Genomic DNA, 21,805 nt, shown 5'->3' with positions numbered 1-21,805 from the left:
GGAATATTATGAGTGATTACGAAGGACGTGACAATGAAGAGATTTTCTCAAAAGTATTAAGAGCAGGAAGACGCACTTACTTTTTTGATGTAAGATCTACGAAGGCAGGAGATTATTACCTTACCATTACAGAGAGCAAGAAGTTTACAAATGATGATGGTTCTTTCCATTTTAAGAAACATAAAATCTACTTATACAAAGAAGACTTTGCTGGCTTTACAGAAAACTTGAATGATATGACTTCATACATTCTTGATGAAAAAGGAGAAGAAGTAATATCTGACCGTCACCAGAATGATTACTCACGCCCAGAGCCAACAGAAGTTGTAGACTCAGGAGCTGTTTCTTCAGAGAAGCCTAGTAGCATGAGCCCAGACAAATTTACAGATGTAAGCTTTGATGATATTTAAAGAATAAATTACCCTAAATATATAAATACCACCTCTCGCGAGGTGGTATTTTTTTTGTTAGTCTCTTAAGAAAATTACTTCTTGAGGTCGCACATTACCTGTTTCTAGCGTGAGTATAATCTCCTTATCTAAGCTCATCAATACCACTAGACCATTTGCAATATTGTCCTCCATATAGGTCCCCATCACCACGTAAGTTCTCGTATCAAGATCTATTGACGTATTTACAATATTGATTCCTCGACCTGTTTCTGTAAAAATTCTATTTATTAAATCCGTACTCTCATAGGTTATAATAGTATCTGTTTCGTAGGAGTAAATACTAGAAACAATCCCGTCAAACTCCTTAAAAACCATCTCATTTTGAGAAAACTGCGCTTCATTAAAGCCATCACTTATACTTAATCCTAAAGGAAACGAACTAACCTCGCTCGTTGTAAAAGTGTTTATATCAAGTACAACATGAGACACTGCGTCACCATTAAAATTAAAGAGATACATCTCATCCCGCACATCATTATACATAAAACCACCATACTCACTTACATTTACAACACCTAAGCGCTCGCCATCTATTGCGCTATTTACATATAGATTACGCACACCTGTAAAAGTATCTATAGCTATTGCAAAAGATCTATTACCGCTGGCAAAGACATTAAATTGAACAGGCGCTATATCTGCGTTACCTAGATATGATTCTGAGGTTGTACCAGATAGTTGATTATAACTATGTACATAGATATCACAACAACTACTTGAAGCATCTAGATAATAGGTAAGTAAACTTTGCTCTGCATTGATAGTATAGAAATTATTTGTAGTATTCTCAGGATTAAAAAAATCTGTTACACTTCTCATACCACCTGTAGCCACATCGTAAAATACATAGGACGTAGTTGGAAAATCTAGAGCAAATGCAAGTTCTGTACCTACAGTGTTTTGCAAAAACCCAAACTCAAATCCTATAGTTTCTTGAAGATCTGTAATTATCATATCCTCATAAGACGCGGTCCACTTCACTAAGTTAAAGCTTGTCCCAGTAGTAAGGTCATCCCCTATTATGGCTATTGCAGGTAATGTTATTTGCTCTTCATCAATAGCAGTAGAAAATGTGTCATCATTATCGCAATTTATAAATGCAACACATGTGAGTATCAAAAAGAACCTGATTAATAGCTTCATTTTTTTCTATAAGGTACTTATTAATTTTTAACAGCGATCACCTCTATTTCAATTTTGGCACCCAGAGCTAGTGCTTCGGCGGCAAAGGTTGTTCTAGCGGGTTTTTGAGGGAAATAAGAACTATACACTTCATTGAATACTTTGAAGTCTTCTATATCATCAAGTATAACTAATGCTTTTACCACATTACTCATATCCATATCATGCTGCGCTAACACCTCTTTTATGTTTTCAAGGGTTTGCGTTGTTTCGGCAGTTATTCCGCCAGGTACTAGTGTGCGGTTTTTTTGATTTAAACCTATTTGACCAGAGAGAAAATACATATTACCCACTTGCACTGCGTCAGAAAAAGGAGCGTCTTTCTTTGTGATCTCATGAGACTTATGAAAGACAGGTTTTTCATTAATTTCAACCTTGGTTTCTGGTACAGGTCTAGTAAGAGAATGTCTTTCTTGACAAGACAAAAGAAGTAATAAACACGCGGCGCTTAAGAGAAGTCTTTTCATATAGATTGTTTTTTAAACAATAAATGTACACATAGATGAGAACCTTTTTTAAGGATTACGTATTTTTAAACTTTTAGATTACATGATGTAGTACGCTTTTGCGAAAGCGCACTAACAACCTACCAATATGGATAAAAAACAAGAATTTCTAGAATTCATTAAAGCAGGAAATACGTTTAAGGGAGACTTTATAACGATGGGAGCTGCGATGCTAGATGGTGAGACGATTACAAATGCACATGTAAAAGTGCCCCTTAAAACCTTGAATCGTCACGGTCTTATAGCCGGAGCAACTGGAACTGGTAAAACAAAAACACTACAAATAATAGCCGAAAACTTATCTGACAAAGGTATCCCTGTACTTTTAATGGATATGAAAGGTGATCTTTCTGGTATTGCAAAAGCAAGCCCAGGACATGCTAAGATAGATGAGCGCCATGCAAAAATTGGGGTCCCCTTTGAAGCTAAAGATTTCCCCGTAGAACTTCTCACACTCTCAGATCAAAATGGGGTGAGACTAAGAGCCACAGTAAGTGAGTTTGGACCTGTATTATTTTCTCGTATTCTTGATGCTACGGTTGCACAATCTGGTATTATCTCTATTCTTTTTAAATACAGTGATGATAATAAATTGCCTTTACTAGATTTAAAGGATTTTAAAAAAATCTTACAGTACGCTACTAAGGAAGGTAAAGGAGAAATAGAAGAAAATTACGGAAGAATATCTCCTGCTTCTTCTGGATCTATCTTACGTAAGATTGTTGAGCTAGAACAACAAGGAGCAGATATCTTTTTTGGGGAAAAGTCTTTTGATACAGATGATCTTACAAGGAAAACAGAAGATGGTCGTGGCGTTATTAACGTGATTCGTCTTACAGATATTCAAGACAGACCTAAACTGTTTTCTACATTTATGCTGAGCTTGCTGGCAGAGATTTACTCTACCTTTCCAGAACAAGGAGACAGCGGTAAACCAGAGCTTGTAATATTTATAGATGAAGCACACCTTATATTTAAAGAAGCCTCAAAAGCACTGCACAGCCAGATAGAAAGTATTGTAAAATTAATACGTTCTAAAGGGGTTGGAATTTATTTTGTAACTCAAAATCCAACAGATATTCCAGATGGAGTATTGAGTCAGTTAGGTCTAAAAGTGCAACATGCTTTACGTGCATTTACTGCAAAAGATAGAAAAGCCATAAAACTTACTGCCGAAAACTATCCAGATTCTCCATACTACGATACCAAGTCGGTACTTACCTCGTTAGGTATAGGGGAAGCATTAATTTCTGCCCTTGATGAGAAAGGTCGCCCTACTCCACTTGCTGCAACAATGTTACGTGCTCCTATGTCGCGTATGGACGTGCTTACTCAAAAAGAGATTGATAGTATTAATGATAGATCTGAACTAGTAGAAAAGTATAGCGAACTCACAGACCGTGAGAGTGCTTACGAACTTTTACAGAAAAAGATAGATAAAGCAAACGAATCTGAAGCAAAGGAAAAAGCTAAAGAGGAACGCGCCAAAGCAACAAAGTCTTCTTCTAGATCATCTAGTTCAAAAAGCACACAAAGTGCTGGAGCAAAAGCATTAATTAAGGTACTTACCAGTGCTACAGTAATACGCGGAGTATTTGGTATACTTGGTAAAATGCTTAAATAGTTAGAAACCATTAAAATATTTAAAGCTCACCTAGCGGTAGTTTTATTACAAATAATAGCATCCATCACATATGAGGTGCATCTATATTTTATGAAAAAACACATTATAACATTATCACTTTTAGGACTAGTAGTAGCAAGCTGTAGTAATTCTGGAAACTTCAGTATCTCTAGTGAGACTGTAGGACCACTTACAAAAACAACAAAGGTAAGCGAACTCAAAACTGCCTTTGCAAATGATAGTCTTGTAGATGCTACAGGAGCCACAGATTTTAAGACGCCACAAGGATATGTGACCGTTTTTGAAAAAGGAGGTAAAAAACTGTTAGAACTAGGGCCTAGTTCAAACGAAAGCGATGCTACTATAAATTATATACGTGTATATGATGAGCGCTTTAAAACGACTGAAGGAGTAACGACAAAAAGTACCTTTAAAGATATTCAAGACGGTTATAAGATTAAACGTATAGACAACTTGATATCTACCATTGTTGTTCTTATCGAGGATAATGATATCTTCTTTACAATTGATAAAAAGCATCTTCCGTCTGAGCTTATGTTTGATACACAATCTAAAGTAGAGTTCTCTCAAATCCCAGATGATGCACCTATTAAATATGTTCAAATAAGCTGGTAATGAGTAAAAAATATAAAATTCAGAAAAGCCCATTTGTAGTACCTACTACAGATGGAAAGTTAATAGAGGAGCACTGGGGTCGCGCCACAGATGGAAATACAGATGTAAGCATAGCTCACATGGTTGCACCACCAGGATGGAGTGAGCCTTTTCAAACTCCAGAATTTGACGAGTATACTTATATAATACGTGGTAAGAAACAATTTATCATAGAAAACGAAACTTTAATACTGGAAACGGGTCAAAGCATTAAAATAGAACGTAATACAAGAGTTCAATACAGCAATCCATTTACTGAAGAATGCGAGTATATGTCCATTTGTACTCCTGCATTTTCGCCAGATTCCGTTAACAGAGAATAATATTACTATTGAAAAAGTCACTACAACGCCTTATACCTAAACTTATAGGGGCAAAAATTAATAGCGTTAGTCTTGCTAGTCCTGCCAAAGCAGCGCAGCAATCATTTAATATCTTTTGTACTCCTCGCAAAGGCAGACCTTATGGGGAGCAAATTCCATATTTAGAAAATCCAAAATTTGAGAAATTAGATTCTGGATCTTGTGAGCTTCAATCTTATCGATGGGAAGGCACTGGTAAAAAGATACTTTTAATTCATGGATGGGAAAGTAATACTCATAGATGGTATAGACTTATAGAAGATCTACAGAAAAAGAATTATGATATTTATGCCATAGATGCACCTGCTCATGGATACTCAACTGGAAAGCTACTTAACGTTCCAAGATATGCACAAGCAATAGAAACTGCAGTCAATGCTTATAAACCTGATCATATTATCGGACACTCGATAGGTGGTCTTGCAACGGTGTTTCATCAGTTTACTTACAAACCTGAAGGCTTGACATCTGCTGTAATCTTAGGATCTGCTTCAGAGCTTGCAGAAATTATGGTAGGCTATAAGGCAATTCTTGGCTTGAATAATAGAACTATGACTGCCTTAGAAAAATTAGTCAAGGAATTATTTGGCTATAATTTTAAAGAATTCTCTGGTGCGGCATTTGCAAAATCTCTTACCCTACCGGCATTGATTATTCATGATAAGTATGATAAAATAACGCCCGTCTCTGCTTCTCAAAATATCCACAAAAACTGGAAAGGTAGCACCTATATTGAAACAGAAGGCTATGGACACTCCTTGTATCAAGAAGAAGTGCGTAAGCATATTGTAGACTTTCTAGCTTAAGTCTTCTATATCGTCCACATCATCTTGAGAACTTTTAGGACCTTCATTGTGTACATTTAAATCATAACCCACGTAAAAACCTAATGGTTCATCTATGATTAATTTGACTTGTGAAGCAACTTGACCAGTATGAAATGAAAAATGCTCTACTGCGTGAAGCACAAGTCCTATTCCAGAGTAGTTGAATCCTTGCACTTGTCTTTTATTCAAAAGATTTTCAGGTAATGCATCTTCTATTATAATAGTCGCAGACTGTACAGTAAGCAACAATTTTTGAAGAAGCTCATCTCTAGTATACCCATCTTCTGTCGAAAATTCTAGCTCACGATCACGCTCATCTGGCTTACCACCAAGTCCAGATATAATGTACTGAGTTAGATTACCACAGATATGCAATAGCTGATTACCAAGTGTATTGAGAGCTTGATTTTGCTTTATCCAAATTTCGTCTTCTGAGATTTTGGATAAAGCAATACTAATCATGCGCACATTCTCGTCTAAACGAAAAATAGCATTTTCTTTAAAATCTTCGTGCCAGCTACTTTGCATACTACGCCTTTGTTTCTAAAATATAATTCTCTAGCTGCTTTAATGAGATTCTATTCTCATAAATAGCTTTTCCTATAATCGTCCCTTCGCAACCCATTGCCGCAAGCTTAGGAAGCTCATCAAAAGTAGAAATTCCGCCTGACGCGATTAGTTTCAAATCTGGCGTACTTTTTAATATCTCTTCATATAAGTCAAAACTAGGACCTTCAAGCATACCGTCTTTACTTATATCTGTACAAATAACATAAGACACTCCTTCTTTGTTGTAAGAGTTTATAAACTCTACCACATCATCATCAGACTCTTCAAGCCATCCAGAGATTGCAATTTTTCTATTATGAGCATCTGCTCCCAAGATAATTTTATCACTCCCAAATTTTGATAGCCAGCTCTTGAATGTTTCCGGATTTTTTACAGCAATACTTCCACCAGTGATTTGAGAAGCACCACTTTCAAAAGCAATCCTTAAGTCCTCATCTGTTTTCAATCCTCCGCCAAAATCTACTTTTAAACTCGTTTGAGAAGCAATTTGTTCAAGAATCTTATGGTTTACAATATGCTTACTTTTTGCACCATCTAGATCTACAAGGTGTAAGTGTGTAATCCCGTGTGCTTCAAATTGCTTTGCAACCTCAAGCGGATTTTCATTATACACTTTCTTCGTTGCATAATCACCCTTAGAAAGGCGTACACAAGCTCCCTCTATGATATCTATTGCAGGTATAATCCTCATAATTCTAAAAAGTTTTTAAGTATTTGTTCTCCCACATTACTAGATTTTTCTGGGTGAAACTGTGTTCCATAAAAGTTATCCTTTGCAAAAGCACTTCCGTAAGGAATTCCATAAGAAGTGGTCGCTATGGTTTCGGTAGTTACTGGGGCGTAAAAACTATGCACCATATAAATAAATGATCCATCCTCTACTCCTTTAAACAATGGAGATTTAAGATCTGTAATCTTGTTCCACTGTATTTGTGGGACTTTTACGCTTTCGCGAAAGCGTAACACATCTACATCAAAGATTCCCAGCCCTTCTGTATTGCCTTCTTCAGAACGGTTACACATAAGTTGCATCCCAAGACAGATTCCTAAAACAGGCTGTTTTAAAGTAGGAATCACTTTATCAAGACCCGTTTCTCTCAGTTTTGACATGGCACTACTCGCCTCGCCTACTCCTGGAAAAATCACCTTATCTGCCGAACGAATTTCTTCTTCATCGTTGCTTAAAGTGGCTTCAAATCCTAGGCGTTCTATCGCAAATTTAATGCTCTGGATATTACCAGCGCCATAATTAATTATTACTATTTTCATTACAGCATACCTTTTGTAGATGGTAAAATCATCTTATCTGCATCTCTCTTTACCGCTACTTTAATAGCCTTTGCAAATGCTTTAAATATGGCTTCTATTTTGTGGTGCTCGTTTGTTCCTTCGGCTTTGATATTAAGGTTTGCTTTTGCACCATCTGTAAACGATTTGAAGAAGTGATAAAACATTTCTGTAGGCATTTTACCTATCATCTCACGATTAAAATCTGCTTCCCAAACTAGCCAGTTTCTTCCTCCAAAGTCTATAGCAACTTGCGCAAGACAATCATCCATAGGCAAGCAAAAACCGTAACGTTCTATTCCTAATTTATTACCTAAAGCGATGGCAAACACTTCTCCAAGGGCAATTGCTGTGTCTTCAATAGTGTGGTGTTCATCTACTTCTAGGTCTCCTTTTACTTGGATATCTAAATCCATTTGCCCATGACGAGCAATTTGATCCAGCATATGGTCAAAGAAAGAAAGCCCAGTATCTATATTTGATTTACCAGTACCATCAAGGTTCAGAGTAATGTTTATGTCTGTTTCATTCGTTTTTCGCGAAAGCGTAGCAACACGTCTTTCTAGCTTGAGAAACTCATAAATCTTCTGCCAATCGTTAGTCTCTAAGGCAATATCTTTATTCAAATCATCTTGTGAGATAGTTATTTCTCCCGTACCAAGATTAGTATTATCATTAATAAATATACCTTTTGCACCTAAGTTTGTTGCTAGTTGCATATCTGTAAGGCGGTCACCTATTACAAAAGAGTTTGCAAGATCATATTCCTCAGAAAAGTATTGAGTTAATAATCCTGTACCAGGTTTTCTAGTGTCTTTATTTTCGTGCGGAAATGTGCGGTCTAAAAATACATTATCAAAAACAACCCCTTCGTTTTCAAAAGACTTCATTATAAAATTGTGCACTGGCCAGAATGTATCTTCTGGAAAAGAGTCTGTACCTAAACCATCTTGATTTGTAATCATTACAAGCTCATAATCGAGCTCCTGCGCAATCTTACCTAACCAAGTAAAACACTTAGGATAGAATATCATTTTTTCAAACGCATCGATTTGTTCATCTACCGTTTCTTTAATCATTGTACCATCACGGTCGATAAAAAGGACTTTTTTAGCCATTATTTTAATGTATTTAATGCGTTTATAAGTTGTGTGTTTTCTTCTGTAGTTCCCACTGTAAAACGTAGTGTATTCTCACACAAAGGTTGTGTGCTTCTGTTACGTACAACAATCCCAAGAGCTATAAGTTGCTTGTAACGCTCGTTTGCATCATCTACTCTTGTTAGAATAAAGTTTGCGTCAGATGGAAAAATCTCTTTGACAAATGGTACTTCTTGTAAGACCTTTGATAAAGCCGCTCTGTTTTCTAAAAGCGTATTTATTTCTGTATCTATAGTCTCCGTTTGCACTAACCTATTATAAGCTCTTTCTTGTGTAAGAGCGTTTACGTTATAGGGAGGTTTGATTTTATTTAAAACTGTAATAATCTCATCACTTGCAATGCATAAGCCTAAACGTATACCTGCAAGGCCATACGCCTTAGACAGTGTTTGCGTGATTATTAAATTAGGATATTGAGATAATTGTTTTGACCAACTTTCTGTAGTTGCAAAATCTATGTATGCTTCATCAAGAATTACTAGACCTTTAAAAGTCTCTAAAATCTCAATAATAGCAGCTGCATCAATAACATTACCCGTTGGATTGTTTGGCGAGCAAATAAAAATAAGCTTTGTATGCTCATTTATGGCAGCCAAAATACCCGCAGTATCAAGTTGGAAATCTTGATTAAGTAAGACTTCTGTATTTTTAATATCATTTGTTCCAGCAAGTACCTTGTACATTCCATATGTAGGTGGTACAGTGATGATTTCATCCTTACCAGGAATACAGAATGCTCTAAATATAAGGTCAAGCACTTCATCACTACCGTTACCCAATAACAGTTGGCTCTCAGAAATACCGCGCTGTGCAGCTATAAGACTTTTTAAAGTGCGTTGCTGCGGATCTGGATATCTATTTACACCATTTTCAAATGGATTTTCATTTGCATCAAGAAATATCATTTCCTTATCAAAATCTGTAAACTCATCTCTAGCAGAGCTATAAGCTTGCATGCTTGCCACGTTAGGACGGACGAGACTAGAGATACTAAAGGTTTTATTCATACTAAAAGATGTAGCTTATTGTAATTTTTTAAGTCTAAGAGTTACCGCATTTTTATGTGCATCAAGTCCTTCTGCAGCAGCCATAAGCTCAATAGCTGGACCTATATTTTGAATCCCTTTTGGTGATATTTTTTGAAAAGTCATAGACTTCATAAAACTATCAAGATTTACGCCGCTGTATTGTTTTGCGTAACCATTAGTAGGTAGGGTGTGATTTGTTCCAGATGCATAATCTCCAGCACTCTCAGGCGTATAATTACCTATAAATACAGATCCTGCATTCATGATATTATCCACATAAAAGTCTTCGTTTTTCATGCATACAATAAAATGTTCTGGGCCATACTCATCAATTAATGCTAAAGCGGTTTCATCGTTTTCAACATATATTAGTTTACTGTTTTCGATGGCTTTTTCTGCAATATGCTTTCGCGAAAGCGTACTCATCTGCATTTCCACTTCTCTTTCTACATCATCTATAAGTTTACGAGAAGTTGCTACTAAAATAACTTGGCTATCAACACCGTGCTCTGCTTGGCTTAATAAGTCTGATGCTACAAAACTCGCATCTGCCGAATCATCTGCCACCACTAATAACTCTGAAGGTCCAGCGGGCATATCAATCGCTACACCGTGCCTAGTTGCAATTTGTTTTGCTACTGTTACAAACTGATTTCCTGGACCAAATATTTTATATACTTGGGGTACAGTCTCTGTTCCAAAAGTCATCGCAGCAATCGCCTGAATACCTCCTACTTTAAAAATTTTAGTAACTCCGCTCAGTTTGGCAGTATATAGAATTGCAGGATTTACATTTCCATTTTTATCTGGAGGTGTACAAAGTACAATTTCTTTACAACCAGCAATATTTGCAGGAGTTGCAAGCATCAATATTGTCGAAAATAATGGTGCTGTTCCTCCAGGGATATAAAGTCCTACTTTTTGAATAGGTCGTTTTTCTTGCCAGCAATCTACTCCATCTGTTGTAGTTACTGCTACTCTAGAAGTTTTTTGTGCTGTGTGGAAACGTTCAATATTTCCTTTTGCTAGCTGTATCGCCTCTTTTAATTCTATAGATAAAGAATTTTCGGCATCACGTATTTCATGATCAGATACGGTGATAGTATCTAGCGTAACATTATCAAAAATGGACGTGTATTTTGCAACCGCCTCATCTCCCTTTAACTTTACCTCTTTGAAGATATCATTTACTGTAGCCTCGATATCATCTACTGTTTGAGTAGGTCTTTTAAGGATTTTCTCCCACTCACTTCTTTCTGGATTATAGATCTTATTCATAGCAAAATAAATTTATAGTACCATTTTTTCGATAGGACACACTAAAATGCCTTCGGCTCCTGCAGATTTTAAATTATCTATAACATCCCAGAAACTATTTTTATCAATTACTGAGTGTACACTACTCCAGTCTTTTTCGGCTAGAGGTAAAACAGTAGGACTTCTCATTCCAGGAAGCATCGCTATAACTTCGTCAAGCTTATTGTTAGGTACATTCATAAGTACATACTTACTACGCTCACCTGTAAGAACAGCTCTAATGCGAAATTTAAGCGTATCAAGAATTGCCTCTCTCTCCTTTGAAATAGTAGGCGACACGGTTAACACAGCTTCTGAAGTAAGCATTTGCTCTACTTCTTTAAGGTTATTTTTAAATAATGTACTACCACTAGAAACGATATCACAGACAGCATCTGCAAGACCTATGCTTGGTGCAATTTCTACAGATCCATTAATAATGTGTAACTCTGCCTTAACACCTTTGCTATCAAGATATTCCTTTACAGTGTTAGGATAAGAAGTTGCGATACGCTTACCTTCGAAATCCTTTACAGAATTGTATTTCTGTCCTTTAGGAATAGCTAGTGAAACTTTACACTTTGAAAAACCTAATCTCTCTACTATGGCTAAATCCTTTCCTTTTTCAATTAAAGTATTTTCACCTAAGATTGCGATATCTACAACACCATCTCTTAAGTATTGAGGTATGTCACCGTTACGTAAATAAAGGACTTCTAATGGGAAATTTCTGGCAGTTGCTTTGAGTTGGTCTTTACCATTATCAATAGAGACACCACAATTTTTTAATAATTGTAATGATTCCTCATTAAGGCGTCCAGATTTTTGAATAGCAATTCTAATTTTTTGACTCATGATAATTTTTTAATGTCCAAATTACTCAAAAGAAAAAACCCGCTTGAGTAATTCAAACGGGTTTTTAATATGAAATATATACATACTCTTTACCTCGCTTGAGCGATGATTGAAGTATGATGGTGATGTGTGTTGTTATTAATCATTGTGGTACAAATTTAAGAAGTTCTTTGTTAAAAACAAGTGGATAACCTGATTTAATTAATTCTTAACATTGATAACTTTTCTGTAACTTTGAAGATAGTGCTATTACCTATAATAGTGCTCGCTTAGCATAATCGATGAAGGGATTTTTTGGGGCATTCTTCGTTTTTTTACTATGGACTTCTGGCTGTATTTACTTTGTAAGTACAAGAGAGGCTACTAGTGACAGTGCCGTACAACAAATTGTTGAGGAGAAAGATAATTCAGATAAAAGCGTCTTCAAACCAAAAGAACAACAATCACCTCCCCGAGACGTTTCTAAAACAAGGTCGACAAAGACTCGTTTTGCTCCAGATAGTTTAGATTTATATGGAATTGAACATGAGACCTCTTCCCTACTTGCAGAAGAAATTCAAAAATCTATTGCAATTAGTGATACTATAGATATTACAAAAGATGAGCCTGCGTTAGAATTTGAAAAGGAACTTAACTCATTTATGGGCCCTTCTTTTTCTAGCAATATTTTTTACCCTCGTTATAATAATACAGATCTTATACTTGACAAGGAATTAGTTGAATATGCGACAGAGCTTAGACAACTATTGAAAGAGAATCCTGATAAAAAGGTTACCATACTAGGCCACACTGATAATGTAGGAAGCAGTAAGGATAATTTTAATCAAGGACTTAAAATGTCTCGACAAGTAAAATGGTATCTCACGGCACGAAGAGGAATACCAAGGCGCAAGATAACAGCAACATCTCGAGGTGAAGAAGAACCAATAGCAAACAATAAGACCCTCTCTGGCAGACAAGAGAATAATAGAATAGAAATTATAGTAGATTAATATGAGTGTATCACAAGAGGCTATATCAATACCAGTTGCATACATAGAGACATTTGTAATGACTCTTGTTGCCTTTTTGATTGGTTATATAGGTTCGCACTTATACAGTAAGATTATTCTTAAGAAGAAACTTGCAGCTCAGAGTGACACTATAAAAAACCTAAAAGAGACTATTGATAATCTGCAAGACGAACTAGACCGCAAGGCAGATGGAGTTTTTAGAAAAGATAGAATGGATGAAGAGTTTGATCACCTCAAAGTGAGAAATCGAGCCTTTTCACAAGAAGTTATTTCTGAGAAATTAATAGAGAAAGACTACACAGACCTTATTAATTTTGAAAGAATAGGTAAAGCTACAGTTTCTGATAAAAATGAACTTCAACAAATTATAGGTATAGGACCTTACACTGAAGCAAAATTAAATGAGTTAGGCATTTACACTTTTGATCAAATAAGTAGATTGACCAAAGAAGATATTGAAATTATAACTAAGCTTATTAAGTTTTTTCCAGATAGAATTAAAAATGATCGTTGGGTAGCCAAAGCAATCAGGCTCAAAGAACAATTACTGGAAGATGCTCAAGATCCAAAAAAAAAGATGAAGCATAAAAAAACCACCTATTAGGTGGTTTTTTTATAACTACTATTGATGTCTAGTCTTAATTAATCTTAACTCCAGATTCATTAAACTCAATATCCATATTCTTTCCTTTTCTCTTAAACTCTACATCGTAAAACAATCCTTTTTCGGCGCTTTGAACGCGTTCTATTTCTGTTATTTCTTCGTCTGAGTAATTATCATCTATCGCTTTTTGAACAACTTTAGGCAGGTCATCTTTTTCTATACTTACCTCTGTCTCAATCCATGAACCGTTAGGACTAAAGTCTGCTCTGTGACGTACTCCATCTATTCTAAACCTAGATTCATAGTTCCCATTTGAATCAACGTGCCAGTCTGGATCATTCTCTCCTGGATATTTTGCTTGAAACGTTTTCTTCACTGCTTCAGGTGCATAACCCTTTTTGCTATTTTGACTTTCTACGTTTTGACCACAGCTTATAGCAAGTATGAATCCAAACAAGAAAAGTATTTTCTGATATCTATACATAAAAAAAAATCTTTACAATCCACACGTGAATTCGCATGGATTGTAAAGATATAAGCTTTCGCGAAAGCGTCATCTTAACGCTTTCTTATAGTTTTATGAAGTATTCTAATTATTCCCTAAAATTAATGGAAGTCCAGAATCACCAGAACCAACAACGATAACTTTAGAATTAGGTGACTTTGATAACTCTATAGTTGCATCAATTCCTTTGTCTTGAAGAATTTTATCTGTCAAAGAAGCACTTAAAATCTTATTTGCATCTGCTTTACCTTGAGCTTCAATACGTACTTTTTCTGCTTCTTTAGATGCTGTTACAAGTCTAAACTCGTACTCTAAAGATTCTTGCTCTTGTCTTAGTTTTCTTTCAATTGCGTCTTTTATAGTATTAGGAAGCGTCACGTCTCTTACTAATACCTCATTAAGTTGCACATATTGCTTAGACAAAATAGCTTTAGTCTCTACAAATATTTCGTCTTGTATAGCATCTCTTTTACTTGAGTACAATTGCTCAGGTGTATACCTACCTACTACACTACGTGCTGCAGATCGTATAGCTGGCTGGATTACTCGTTGTAAATAATCTTTACCTAGTGTTTGGTGTAGATTTCCTAAATCTTTGCGCACTGGCTCATACCAAGCCGAGGCGTCAATTTGTATTTCTAATCCATTAGACGATAAAACTTTCATTTTTTCAAAAAGCTCTTGTTGTCTTACTTCATAAACGAATACCTTATTCCATGGTGCAACTAAGTGAAATCCTTCACTCATAGGTGGCTCATCTGTCACCACACCATTTCCAAACGTTTTAAATAATACTCCTGCCTCTCCAGAATCTATGGTTACAGCAGATTTTGTAACTAATACTAATAAAATAATGATACCTATAACTATAGGTACGCCAATCTTTGGTAATTTTTCCATAATAATTTTTTGATTTTTATTTACGTGAGTCCGTTATACTTGCGCATAAACCACTCAATAGAAAGTAGTAAGGCTATTATAAATAATAACCATTTCCAGTCTATTAAAGGTACGATTTTTTCCGTGCTTTTCTGTACAGGTTTGTATCGAGTATCTTTCAAAAGATCTTCAATAAGTTGGTCTCCTGTTGCGCTCGTATAAAGGGCTGCTGCTGTATTAGACGCTAGAGTACGTAGTTCTGTTACATTTGCATTTAAGAATTGTTGTTCTATCTCAAAAGGAACTATTGTAAAACTACCAGATCGAGCGAGTCCTTGATCTATAACCGACACAGTAAACTTGTAATTACCCGGTTCTAGATTATTCATCGCAACCTGATATGTATTCTTATTAAGCAATAACGGTATATCTGTCACTTTACCTGTCTCTTCATGGACTACACGTATGGATAAACGTGCTCGTGTATCAAAGGTGTAATTTTTATCAAAGTACTGCGCATATAATGTGACATCACCATTCCCATAATAGAAGGACTCATAATCTATATTGAGACGACTCTTTTTCTTATTTGATGCTGCATATTGCACAAGATTATCAATAAAGTTGTCAAAATCTTCAAAGCTATTATTATTAATAAAACTCTGTGCTCTCCATCGCCACAATCCTTCTCCTAGAATGTAAACTTCACGCTGTCCATTTGTATCAGTAGTTGCTATAAGTGGATTTTCTGTATTTAAAGATCCTATAGTTTGGGTCAGTGCGACATCTACTTCTGTCTTAAAATTAACGTCACCAAAGCTTGTCTTTAACGGCGGAAAGTCAGCAAAACCTATGTCTTCTATCACAAAAGCAGAGAAATTCACATTGAGTTCGCCTTGTACTTCTTCTTGCTGTCCAGTGATTTCTTGATTAATGGTATTCTGGAAGGTATTTACAGCATTCCAATCTGTATTTGCGCCAGCGACTGTAATACTATTTTTGGATAGCGAAATAAGTTGCTCATAAACATTCTTAAAACGTGCATCTGGCTGGTACAATATTACTAGCTCATAGTCATTGAGCTTACTTAAACTTTCTAGAGGGTTTGAAAAAGTAACCGTGCGTAGTCTGTTACTCTCTATACTCTTTTTAAGCATGCCCACATCTGGATGAACGATGTTACTTACTATAAGAACATTCGTTTTTTGATCGATAACTTCAATCGCAAAGTTCTTACTATTGTTTTTTATGTTTTTCTCTGTCGTACTAGGTGCAAGCTGTATAGCATATTGCCTAACTCCTACGCTCGTTGCAGGTAATAGCAAATTGAAAACCTGTGATTCTTTGTCTGGACTAAAAGTAACTCGCTCAGAATGTACTACTGTCCCTCCTGAAGTAACCGTTAATTGTGAGCTTACAGTATTGTTGCCGTTATAAGAGGCAAAAATCTCTACCGGAAACTTATTATTGATATACGCATATTTATTTACGTTTACCTGCCCTAATTTAAGATCATCATATGTAATTGTATCTCCTAGAACTACAGGATATATCTGCTGATTAAGGTTTTTTGAGGTGTATTGATAAGCCTCACCATAGGTTTGGTTTCCATCGGTGAGTAAGATAACTGGTGCTATTTCTGTACCGTAAATGTCTTCAAGACTATAAAGAACATTAGAAATGTTAGTCTGCTTTTCTTGAAAATCTAAAGTATCTAAACGTTTAAATTCTTGACCAAAACTATAAAACTCTACGTCAAAAGCATTGTTTAAAGGTTCGCTTTCGCGAAAGCGTGATACTAAATCACTACTCTCATCATCATATTCCAAGTGTTTAATACTTGCCGTATTATCTACAGCTACGGCAAGTGATGGTTTTACGGTAACGTATGTAACTTGTTTGTAAGAAGGATTAATTAAAAGAATAAGCAATCCAAAAACGCTCAAAAATCTAATAAGCGCATAAACTTTATTGCGGCTGGTCTTATATTTTGCCTTATAAAAATACTGAAAAACCGCTATTCCCAAAGCGAGAATAGCAGCTCCAATAATTAATAATAATGTTTCTGTTTGCAAATGTTGTGGTTGTTCTTATCTCAAATATTTTGAGAATGGGCAATAAACACGTAACTCGTAAATTACGTAAGCATTCCTCCGTCTACATTAATAACTTGACCTGTGATGTATGCGCTCATATCACTAGCAAGAAATACGCAAGCGTTTGCAATATCTTCTGGGCTTCCACCGCGTTTTAATGGTATAGACTGTCTCCATCCATCTACAGTAGCTTCATCAAGCTTATCTGTCATCTCAGTCTCGATAAATCCAGGAGCAATCACATTTGTGCGTATGTTACGAGAACCTAGCTCAAGTGCCATAGACTTAGAGAAACCTATCATCCCAGCCTTTGAGGCAGCATAGTTTGCTTGACCAGCATTTCCTTTCACACCTACTACAGAGCTCATGTTAATGATACTCCCTTTGCGAGCTTTAAGCATCGTGCGCTGCACTGCTTTAGTCATATTAAAAATAGACTTAAGGTTAACCTCTATTACGTTATCAAAATCCTCTTCAGACATACGCATAAGGAGATTATCCTTTGTAATACCTGCATTATTTACAAGAATATCAATAGTTCCAAAATCTTCAAGCACTTTCTTCACAAGCTCTTGAGCCTGCTCAAAATCTGCTGCATTACTTTTATATCCTTTGATTTTTACACCTGTGCTTTCTAAACTTTTCTCTAGTTCATCTGCCGCGGCAGATGATGAACTGTATGTAAAAGCAACATTTGCTCCATGTTGAGCAAATACTTCTGCGATTCCTTTTCCTATTCCACGGCTAGCACCAGTGATGATAGCTGTTTTTCCTTCTAATAATTTCATATTAAATGCTATGAATAGACAGTCAATCTATTATAATTACTGTCTGAGGTTATTTTTATTGATCTAATTAGTTTAAATATTAGGTTGTATCGTCACGCTTTCGCGAAAGCGTACATCGCTAAATTTACTTACTCAAATATAAGAATTACGATACCGACTAGAAACAAAAAAACCTCCCTAAAAAAGGAGGTTTTTTTATAATGTATCGTAAAATTATTTACCTAAAACTTCGGCAACTTTTTTACCTATTTCTGCTGGGCTATCCACAACGTGAATACCACATTCTCTCATTATTGCTTTTTTAGCTTGAGCTGTATCATCAGATCCACCTACAATTGCTCCTGCATGACCCATAGTACGTCCTGCTGGTGCAGTCTCACCTGCGATAAAACCAATTACTGGCTTCTTGCTACCGCTTTCTTTGTACCACTTTGCAGCGTCACCCTCTAGTTGACCACCTATCTCACCTATCATTACAACAGCTTCTGTTTCTGGATCATTAATAAGCATCTCTACTGCTTCTTTTGTAGTAGTTCCTATAATAGGATCTCCTCCAATACCGATTGCTGTAGTAATACCAAGACCTTGTTTTACAACCTGATCTGCCGCTTCATACGTAAGTGTTCCAGATTTTGAAACAATACCTACAGTTCCTTTCTTAAATACAAAACCTGGCATGATACCTACTTTTGCCTCACCTGGAGTAATAACACCTGGACAGTTAGGTCCTATAAGGCGACACTCTTTTGTAGAGATATAGTCTGATGCTTTGATCATATCTGCAACAGGGATACCTTCTGTAATTGTGATAATCACTTTGATTCCTGCATCTGCAGCTTCCATAATTGCATCTGCAGCAAATGCTGGCGGTACAAAAATAATAGTAGTATCTGCTCCTACTTTTTCTACTGCTTCTTGAACGGTATTAAAAACAGGCTTATCAAGATGTGTTTGTCCTCCTTTTCCTGGAGTTACACCACCTACTACGTTTGTTCCATAATCAATCATCTGGCCCGCGTGGAAAGTTCCTTCGCTACCTGTGAATCCTTGAACAATTATTTTCGAATCTTTATTAACTAAAACGCTCATCGGTTTGTTTTAAAATTTTGCACTGCAAAAGTAACAGTTTGGTTAAGTATTATGAAGTAAAAACAATGAAATTTACTTCCAAGATTTCATGCTCTCTTTTGCTTCTTCAGCTGGTTGGCTCATTTGGTACCCTCTGTACATCAAACCATCCTTCATTTCCCATATAGCCATAAAATGTGCCATAGGTTGCTCTGTATCTGGTTGCTCGATCGTAGTTACAAAATAAGTGAACCTTATCACTACCTGATCCTCTTTAGAAAGAAGATGTGTAATCTCTGGACGTACCGCATCAAAAGATTTACCAGCCTCTGCTGCCATTTCTTTTAAACCTGCTATTTCCATATGATTGTAGCCTGTTTTTGCATTCCAAAAAAGCTGCATATCAGGATGAATATACTCATCAAAAGCAGTTGTGTCATTAAAAAAGTCTGAGCTATAAAACTCTTTCACGATTTTCTTATTACTCTTAGCCATTATTGTTGCTTTAGTTTTTCTAATAATTCTTGCACTTGTCTCAACGCTGCAAGCTCTTTATATTTTGTTCTGAAATCACCTGCTGGTGATCCAAAATAACTCTTTTCTCCTTCTAGGGACTTACTCACACCACTTTGTGCAGAGATGATAGCCTTCTTCCCTATAGATATACCACTAGTAACTCCTACCTGTCCCCATAAAGTCACTTCGTCCTCTATGACAACACAACCGGCTATGGTAGTTTGAGCCGCGATTAAAACGCGTTCTCCTATTACAGTATCATGACCTACGTGAACTTGGTTATCAATCTTAGTTCCTTTACCTATCGTTGTATCTCCAGTAACCCCTTTATCTATAGTTGTCCCAGCTCCTATATCTACATTATCTTCTATTACAACACGACCACCAGATTTAAGTTTATCAAAACCTTCTGGACGTTTTTTATAATAAAATGCGTCTGCACCTAGTATGCTTCCTGCGTGTATAGTAACGTTATCACCTATAATTGTATTATCATATAGACATACATTAGGGTGAATGGTACAGTTATCACCTATAATCACGTTATTGCCAACAAAGACATTAGGCTGTATAACGGTTCCGTGACCTATGATTGCCGTCTCTGCTATGGCAGCTGCTGCACTTTTAAATGGTTTAAAGTGATCAGTAAGCTTATTAAAGTCTCTAAAGGGATCATCAGATATTAAAAGCGCTTTACCTTCTGGGCAAGCTACTTCTTTGTTAATAAGCACAATAGTCGCGGCACTTTGTAGCGCCTTGTCATAATACTTAGGATGATCTACAAATACAATATCTCCTGGAGTTACCACATGGATCTCATTCATACCCAAAACTGGAAACAAAGGATCACCCACAAAAGTGACATTAAGAAGACTTGCAATATCTTGAAGCGTATGTTGTTTTTTAAATTTCACGATTACGAATATAAAAGAAAATCCCGTCATTTGACGGGATTTATATAATAAGTTAATGGGTAAATTATCTATTCCTTAACGCGCTCTTTATAGGTCCCTTTTTCGGTCTCTATTTTTATCTTATCTCCTTCATTAATAAACAAAGGAACGTTTACTTCTGCTCCTGTCTCAACAGTTGCTGGCTTTGTCGCATTAGTAGCCGTATTTCCTTTAACACCAGGTTCTGTGTGCGTTACTTCAAGAATTACAGATGCTGGCATATCTACAGAAAGTGGTGCATTATCTTCTGTATTAATTAACACAGTAACAACCTCTCCTTCTTTCAATAAATTAGAACGATCTAGCGCAGTCTCTTGTAAAGCGATTTGCGTATAATCTTCTGTATTCATAAAGTGATAGCCTTCTGCATCATTATATAAAAACTGAAATTTATGCGTCTCTACACGCACTTCTTCAATCTTATGTCCTGCAGAAAATGTATTATCTAATACTTTTCCAGAAGTAACACTTTTCATTTTTGTTCTTACAAATGCTGGGCCTTTACCTGGCTTTACGTGTAAAAATTCGATGATTTTATAAATATCGTGATTGTAGTGTATACAAAGTCCGTTGCGTATGTCTGATGTTGTTGCCATATATAGTATCAAGTTTCTGCAAATGCAGAATTCTTATTTAATTAAAAATTAATCTCGCTTTCGCGAAAATATGAAAAGATTATCAATCTCTCCGTTTTATGGATTTCTCAGCTCACCTTATGTTAGGTAAAAGCATGAATGTGATGTTGTCAAATTTTCGCGAAAGCGTAAAAGAAAACTTATGAATTGAAGTATCCTTTCATAATACCGCGTTGAGAATTACGTATAAATTGCAATATCTCATCACGTTCCTGAGTAGCTTCCATCTCTGCTTCTATAATCGCAACAGCCTGAGAGTTATTATAATTTTTCTGATACAAGATGCGGAATATATCCTGAATCTCACGTATTTTTTCAGTTGTAAATCCGCGGCGACGTAATCCTATAGAGTTAATCCCTACATAGCTCAATGGCTCGCGACCAGCCTTTACAAAAGGTGGCACATCCTTACGTACTAGTGACCCACCAGTTACAAAAGCATGGCTTCCTATCGTACAAAACTGCTGTATAGCAGCCATACCAGCTAGTACCACGTAGTCACCTACTGTAATGTGCCCCGCAAGCGTACTGTTATTAGAAAAAATACAATTATCACCTACGATGCAATCATGAGCAATATGGCAATATGCCATAATCCAACAATTGTTTCCTACCTGAGTTTTCATACGATCTGAGGTACCACGATTAATAGTCACACACTCACGTATGGTTGTGTTATCGCCTATGATTGTAACGGTATCCTCGTCATTAAACTTTTTATCTTGTGGTACTGCAGAGATTACTGCGCCTGGAAAGATACTTACGTTCTTCCCTATGCGCGCACCTTCCATAATAGTCACATTAGATCCTATCCAGCTACCCTCACCTATTACGACATTATTATGTATGGTTGTAAATGGTTCTATAACTACATTCTTTGCAATTTTTGCACCTGGGTGCACATATGCTAATGGCTGATTCATA

25 protein-coding genes are annotated in these 21,805 nt (G+C 36.2%); 7 read left to right on the top strand and 18 right to left on the bottom strand.

Annotated features, from left to right (window positions below):
- Positions 1-8: 8 nt before the first annotated feature.
- Positions 9-410, top strand: coding sequence for a PUR family DNA/RNA-binding protein (locus ACJJVU_RS09125; RefSeq protein ID WP_013752053.1), 402 nt, complete (start codon positions 9-11; stop codon positions 408-410).
- A gap of 57 nt (positions 411-467) precedes the next feature.
- Here the strand turns inward: ACJJVU_RS09125 and ACJJVU_RS09120 are convergent, their stop codons facing one another.
- Entirely contained in the window at positions 468-1,595 is a 1,128-nt protein-coding gene (locus ACJJVU_RS09120; protein ID WP_405224463.1) for a hypothetical protein, read from the bottom strand.
- A 20-nt stretch (positions 1,596-1,615) separates the two neighbouring features.
- Positions 1,616-2,101 (bottom strand): RidA family protein, encoded by a 486-nt coding sequence (locus tag ACJJVU_RS09115; protein ID WP_405224460.1) that lies wholly within the window; start codon positions 2,099-2,101, stop codon positions 1,616-1,618.
- Positions 2,102-2,228: 127 nt separating this feature from the next.
- Here ACJJVU_RS09115 and ACJJVU_RS09110 point away from each other — a divergent pair, with 127 nt between their 5' ends.
- The 4 genes from ACJJVU_RS09110 to ACJJVU_RS09095 all read left to right on the top strand — a co-directional run bounded on the left by ACJJVU_RS09110 (position 2,229) and on the right by ACJJVU_RS09095 (position 5,607).
- Positions 2,229-3,764, top strand: coding sequence for a helicase HerA-like domain-containing protein (locus ACJJVU_RS09110; protein WP_298325362.1), 1,536 nt, complete (start codon positions 2,229-2,231; stop codon positions 3,762-3,764).
- Between the two features lie 90 nt (positions 3,765-3,854).
- The gene (locus tag ACJJVU_RS09105; protein WP_339844211.1) at positions 3,855-4,400 is read left to right on the top strand and encodes a hypothetical protein; all 546 of its coding nucleotides are present in this window, start codon (positions 3,855-3,857) and stop codon (positions 4,398-4,400) included.
- Positions 4,400-4,762 (top strand): cupin domain-containing protein, encoded by a 363-nt coding sequence (locus ACJJVU_RS09100; protein ID WP_298325368.1) that lies wholly within the window; start codon positions 4,400-4,402, stop codon positions 4,760-4,762. Before ACJJVU_RS09105 ends, ACJJVU_RS09100 begins: the two co-directional genes overlap by 1 nt.
- Positions 4,763-4,770: 8 nt before the next feature.
- Complete coding sequence (locus tag ACJJVU_RS09095) at positions 4,771-5,607, top strand: alpha/beta fold hydrolase (protein WP_405224455.1); 837 nt, start codon at positions 4,771-4,773, stop codon at positions 5,605-5,607.
- On the opposite strand, the gene ACJJVU_RS09090 is transcribed toward ACJJVU_RS09095, so the two are convergent.
- The 7 genes from ACJJVU_RS09090 to hisG are packed head-to-tail and all read right to left on the bottom strand — an operon-like array spanning position 5,599 to position 11,824.
- Positions 5,599-6,156 (bottom strand): DinB family protein, encoded by a 558-nt coding sequence (locus ACJJVU_RS09090; RefSeq protein WP_339844205.1) that lies wholly within the window; start codon positions 6,154-6,156, stop codon positions 5,599-5,601. The two genes, ACJJVU_RS09095 and ACJJVU_RS09090, sit on opposite strands and share 9 nt — an antisense overlap.
- A 1-nt stretch (position 6,157) precedes the next feature.
- Positions 6,158-6,889: a 1-(5-phosphoribosyl)-5-[(5-phosphoribosylamino)methylideneamino]imidazole-4-carboxamide isomerase gene (hisA, locus tag ACJJVU_RS09085; RefSeq protein ID WP_298325376.1), complete on the bottom strand. Its 732-nt coding sequence runs from the start codon at positions 6,887-6,889 to the stop codon at positions 6,158-6,160.
- Positions 6,886-7,467 carry an imidazole glycerol phosphate synthase subunit HisH gene (gene hisH, locus ACJJVU_RS09080; RefSeq protein WP_298325379.1) on the bottom strand — a complete coding sequence of 194 codons (582 nt, stop codon included), beginning with the start codon at positions 7,465-7,467 and terminating at the stop codon, positions 6,886-6,888. Before hisH ends, hisA begins: the two co-directional genes overlap by 4 nt.
- Positions 7,467-8,603 (bottom strand): bifunctional histidinol-phosphatase/imidazoleglycerol-phosphate dehydratase HisB, encoded by a 1,137-nt coding sequence (gene hisB, locus ACJJVU_RS09075; RefSeq protein ID WP_339844197.1) that lies wholly within the window; start codon positions 8,601-8,603, stop codon positions 7,467-7,469. The genes hisH and hisB overlap by 1 nt, the downstream gene beginning before the upstream one ends.
- Positions 8,603-9,652, bottom strand: a complete 1,050-nt coding sequence (hisC, locus tag ACJJVU_RS09070; protein ID WP_405224449.1) for a histidinol-phosphate transaminase — start codon at positions 9,650-9,652, stop codon at positions 8,603-8,605. Before hisC ends, hisB begins: the two co-directional genes overlap by 1 nt.
- Before the next feature lie 15 nt (positions 9,653-9,667).
- A complete protein-coding gene (gene hisD / locus ACJJVU_RS09065; protein WP_405224446.1) occupies positions 9,668-10,951 on the bottom strand; it encodes a histidinol dehydrogenase in 1,284 nt (427 codons plus the stop codon).
- Between the two features lie 12 nt (positions 10,952-10,963).
- A complete protein-coding gene (gene hisG, locus ACJJVU_RS09060) occupies positions 10,964-11,824 on the bottom strand; it encodes an ATP phosphoribosyltransferase (protein WP_405224443.1) in 861 nt (286 codons plus the stop codon).
- A 281-nt stretch (positions 11,825-12,105) separates the two neighbouring features.
- Here hisG and ACJJVU_RS09055 point away from each other — a divergent pair, with 281 nt between their 5' ends.
- Positions 12,106-12,816, top strand: coding sequence for an OmpA family protein (locus ACJJVU_RS09055; RefSeq protein ID WP_405224440.1), 711 nt, complete (start codon positions 12,106-12,108; stop codon positions 12,814-12,816).
- Between the two features lies 1 nt (position 12,817).
- Positions 12,818-13,441 (top strand): hypothetical protein, encoded by a 624-nt coding sequence (locus ACJJVU_RS09050; protein WP_405224437.1) that lies wholly within the window; start codon positions 12,818-12,820, stop codon positions 13,439-13,441.
- Positions 13,442-13,475: 34 nt separating this feature from the next.
- On the opposite strand, the gene ACJJVU_RS09045 is transcribed toward ACJJVU_RS09050, so the two are convergent.
- The 9 genes from ACJJVU_RS09045 to lpxA all read right to left on the bottom strand — a co-directional run bounded on the left by ACJJVU_RS09045 (position 13,476) and on the right by lpxA (position 21,804).
- Positions 13,476-13,925 (bottom strand): PepSY-like domain-containing protein, encoded by a 450-nt coding sequence (locus ACJJVU_RS09045; protein ID WP_405224434.1) that lies wholly within the window; start codon positions 13,923-13,925, stop codon positions 13,476-13,478.
- 105 nt (positions 13,926-14,030) lie between these two features.
- On the bottom strand, positions 14,031-14,846 hold the full coding sequence (locus tag ACJJVU_RS09040) for a prohibitin family protein (RefSeq protein ID WP_013752036.1): 816 nt from the start codon (positions 14,844-14,846) through the stop codon (positions 14,031-14,033).
- 20 nt (positions 14,847-14,866) lie between these two features.
- On the bottom strand, positions 14,867-16,900 hold the full coding sequence (locus ACJJVU_RS09035) for a VWA domain-containing protein (protein ID WP_405224430.1): 2,034 nt from the start codon (positions 16,898-16,900) through the stop codon (positions 14,867-14,869).
- A 62-nt stretch (positions 16,901-16,962) separates the two neighbouring features.
- Positions 16,963-17,709, bottom strand: coding sequence for a 3-oxoacyl-[acyl-carrier-protein] reductase (gene fabG / locus ACJJVU_RS09030; protein WP_405224427.1), 747 nt, complete (start codon positions 17,707-17,709; stop codon positions 16,963-16,965).
- A gap of 213 nt (positions 17,710-17,922) precedes the next feature.
- Positions 17,923-18,798 carry a succinate--CoA ligase subunit alpha gene (gene sucD / locus ACJJVU_RS09025; RefSeq protein ID WP_108878946.1) on the bottom strand — a complete coding sequence of 292 codons (876 nt, stop codon included), beginning with the start codon at positions 18,796-18,798 and terminating at the stop codon, positions 17,923-17,925.
- A 72-nt stretch (positions 18,799-18,870) separates the two neighbouring features.
- Positions 18,871-19,272, bottom strand: a complete 402-nt coding sequence (locus tag ACJJVU_RS09020; protein ID WP_013752032.1) for a nuclear transport factor 2 family protein — start codon at positions 19,270-19,272, stop codon at positions 18,871-18,873.
- The gene (locus tag ACJJVU_RS09015) at positions 19,272-20,207 is read right to left on the bottom strand and encodes a UDP-3-O-(3-hydroxymyristoyl)glucosamine N-acyltransferase (protein ID WP_405224422.1); all 936 of its coding nucleotides are present in this window, start codon (positions 20,205-20,207) and stop codon (positions 19,272-19,274) included. The genes ACJJVU_RS09020 and ACJJVU_RS09015 overlap by 1 nt, the downstream gene beginning before the upstream one ends.
- Before the next feature lie 68 nt (positions 20,208-20,275).
- The gene (gene efp, locus ACJJVU_RS09010; protein ID WP_298325419.1) at positions 20,276-20,842 is read right to left on the bottom strand and encodes an elongation factor P; all 567 of its coding nucleotides are present in this window, start codon (positions 20,840-20,842) and stop codon (positions 20,276-20,278) included.
- A gap of 179 nt (positions 20,843-21,021) precedes the next feature.
- Positions 21,022-21,804, bottom strand: a complete 783-nt coding sequence (gene lpxA, locus ACJJVU_RS09005) for an acyl-ACP--UDP-N-acetylglucosamine O-acyltransferase (protein ID WP_013752029.1) — start codon at positions 21,802-21,804, stop codon at positions 21,022-21,024.
- Position 21,805: the final 1 nt, after the last annotated feature.

The sequence above is a fragment of the Dokdonia sp. Asnod1-B02 genome (assembly GCF_045063955.1).
In the GTDB taxonomy this organism is placed as follows: Bacteria; Bacteroidota; Bacteroidia; order Flavobacteriales; family Flavobacteriaceae; genus Dokdonia.
Note: the sequence above shows the minus strand (reverse complement) of the source record. Positions and strands in the feature narration are given on the sequence as shown.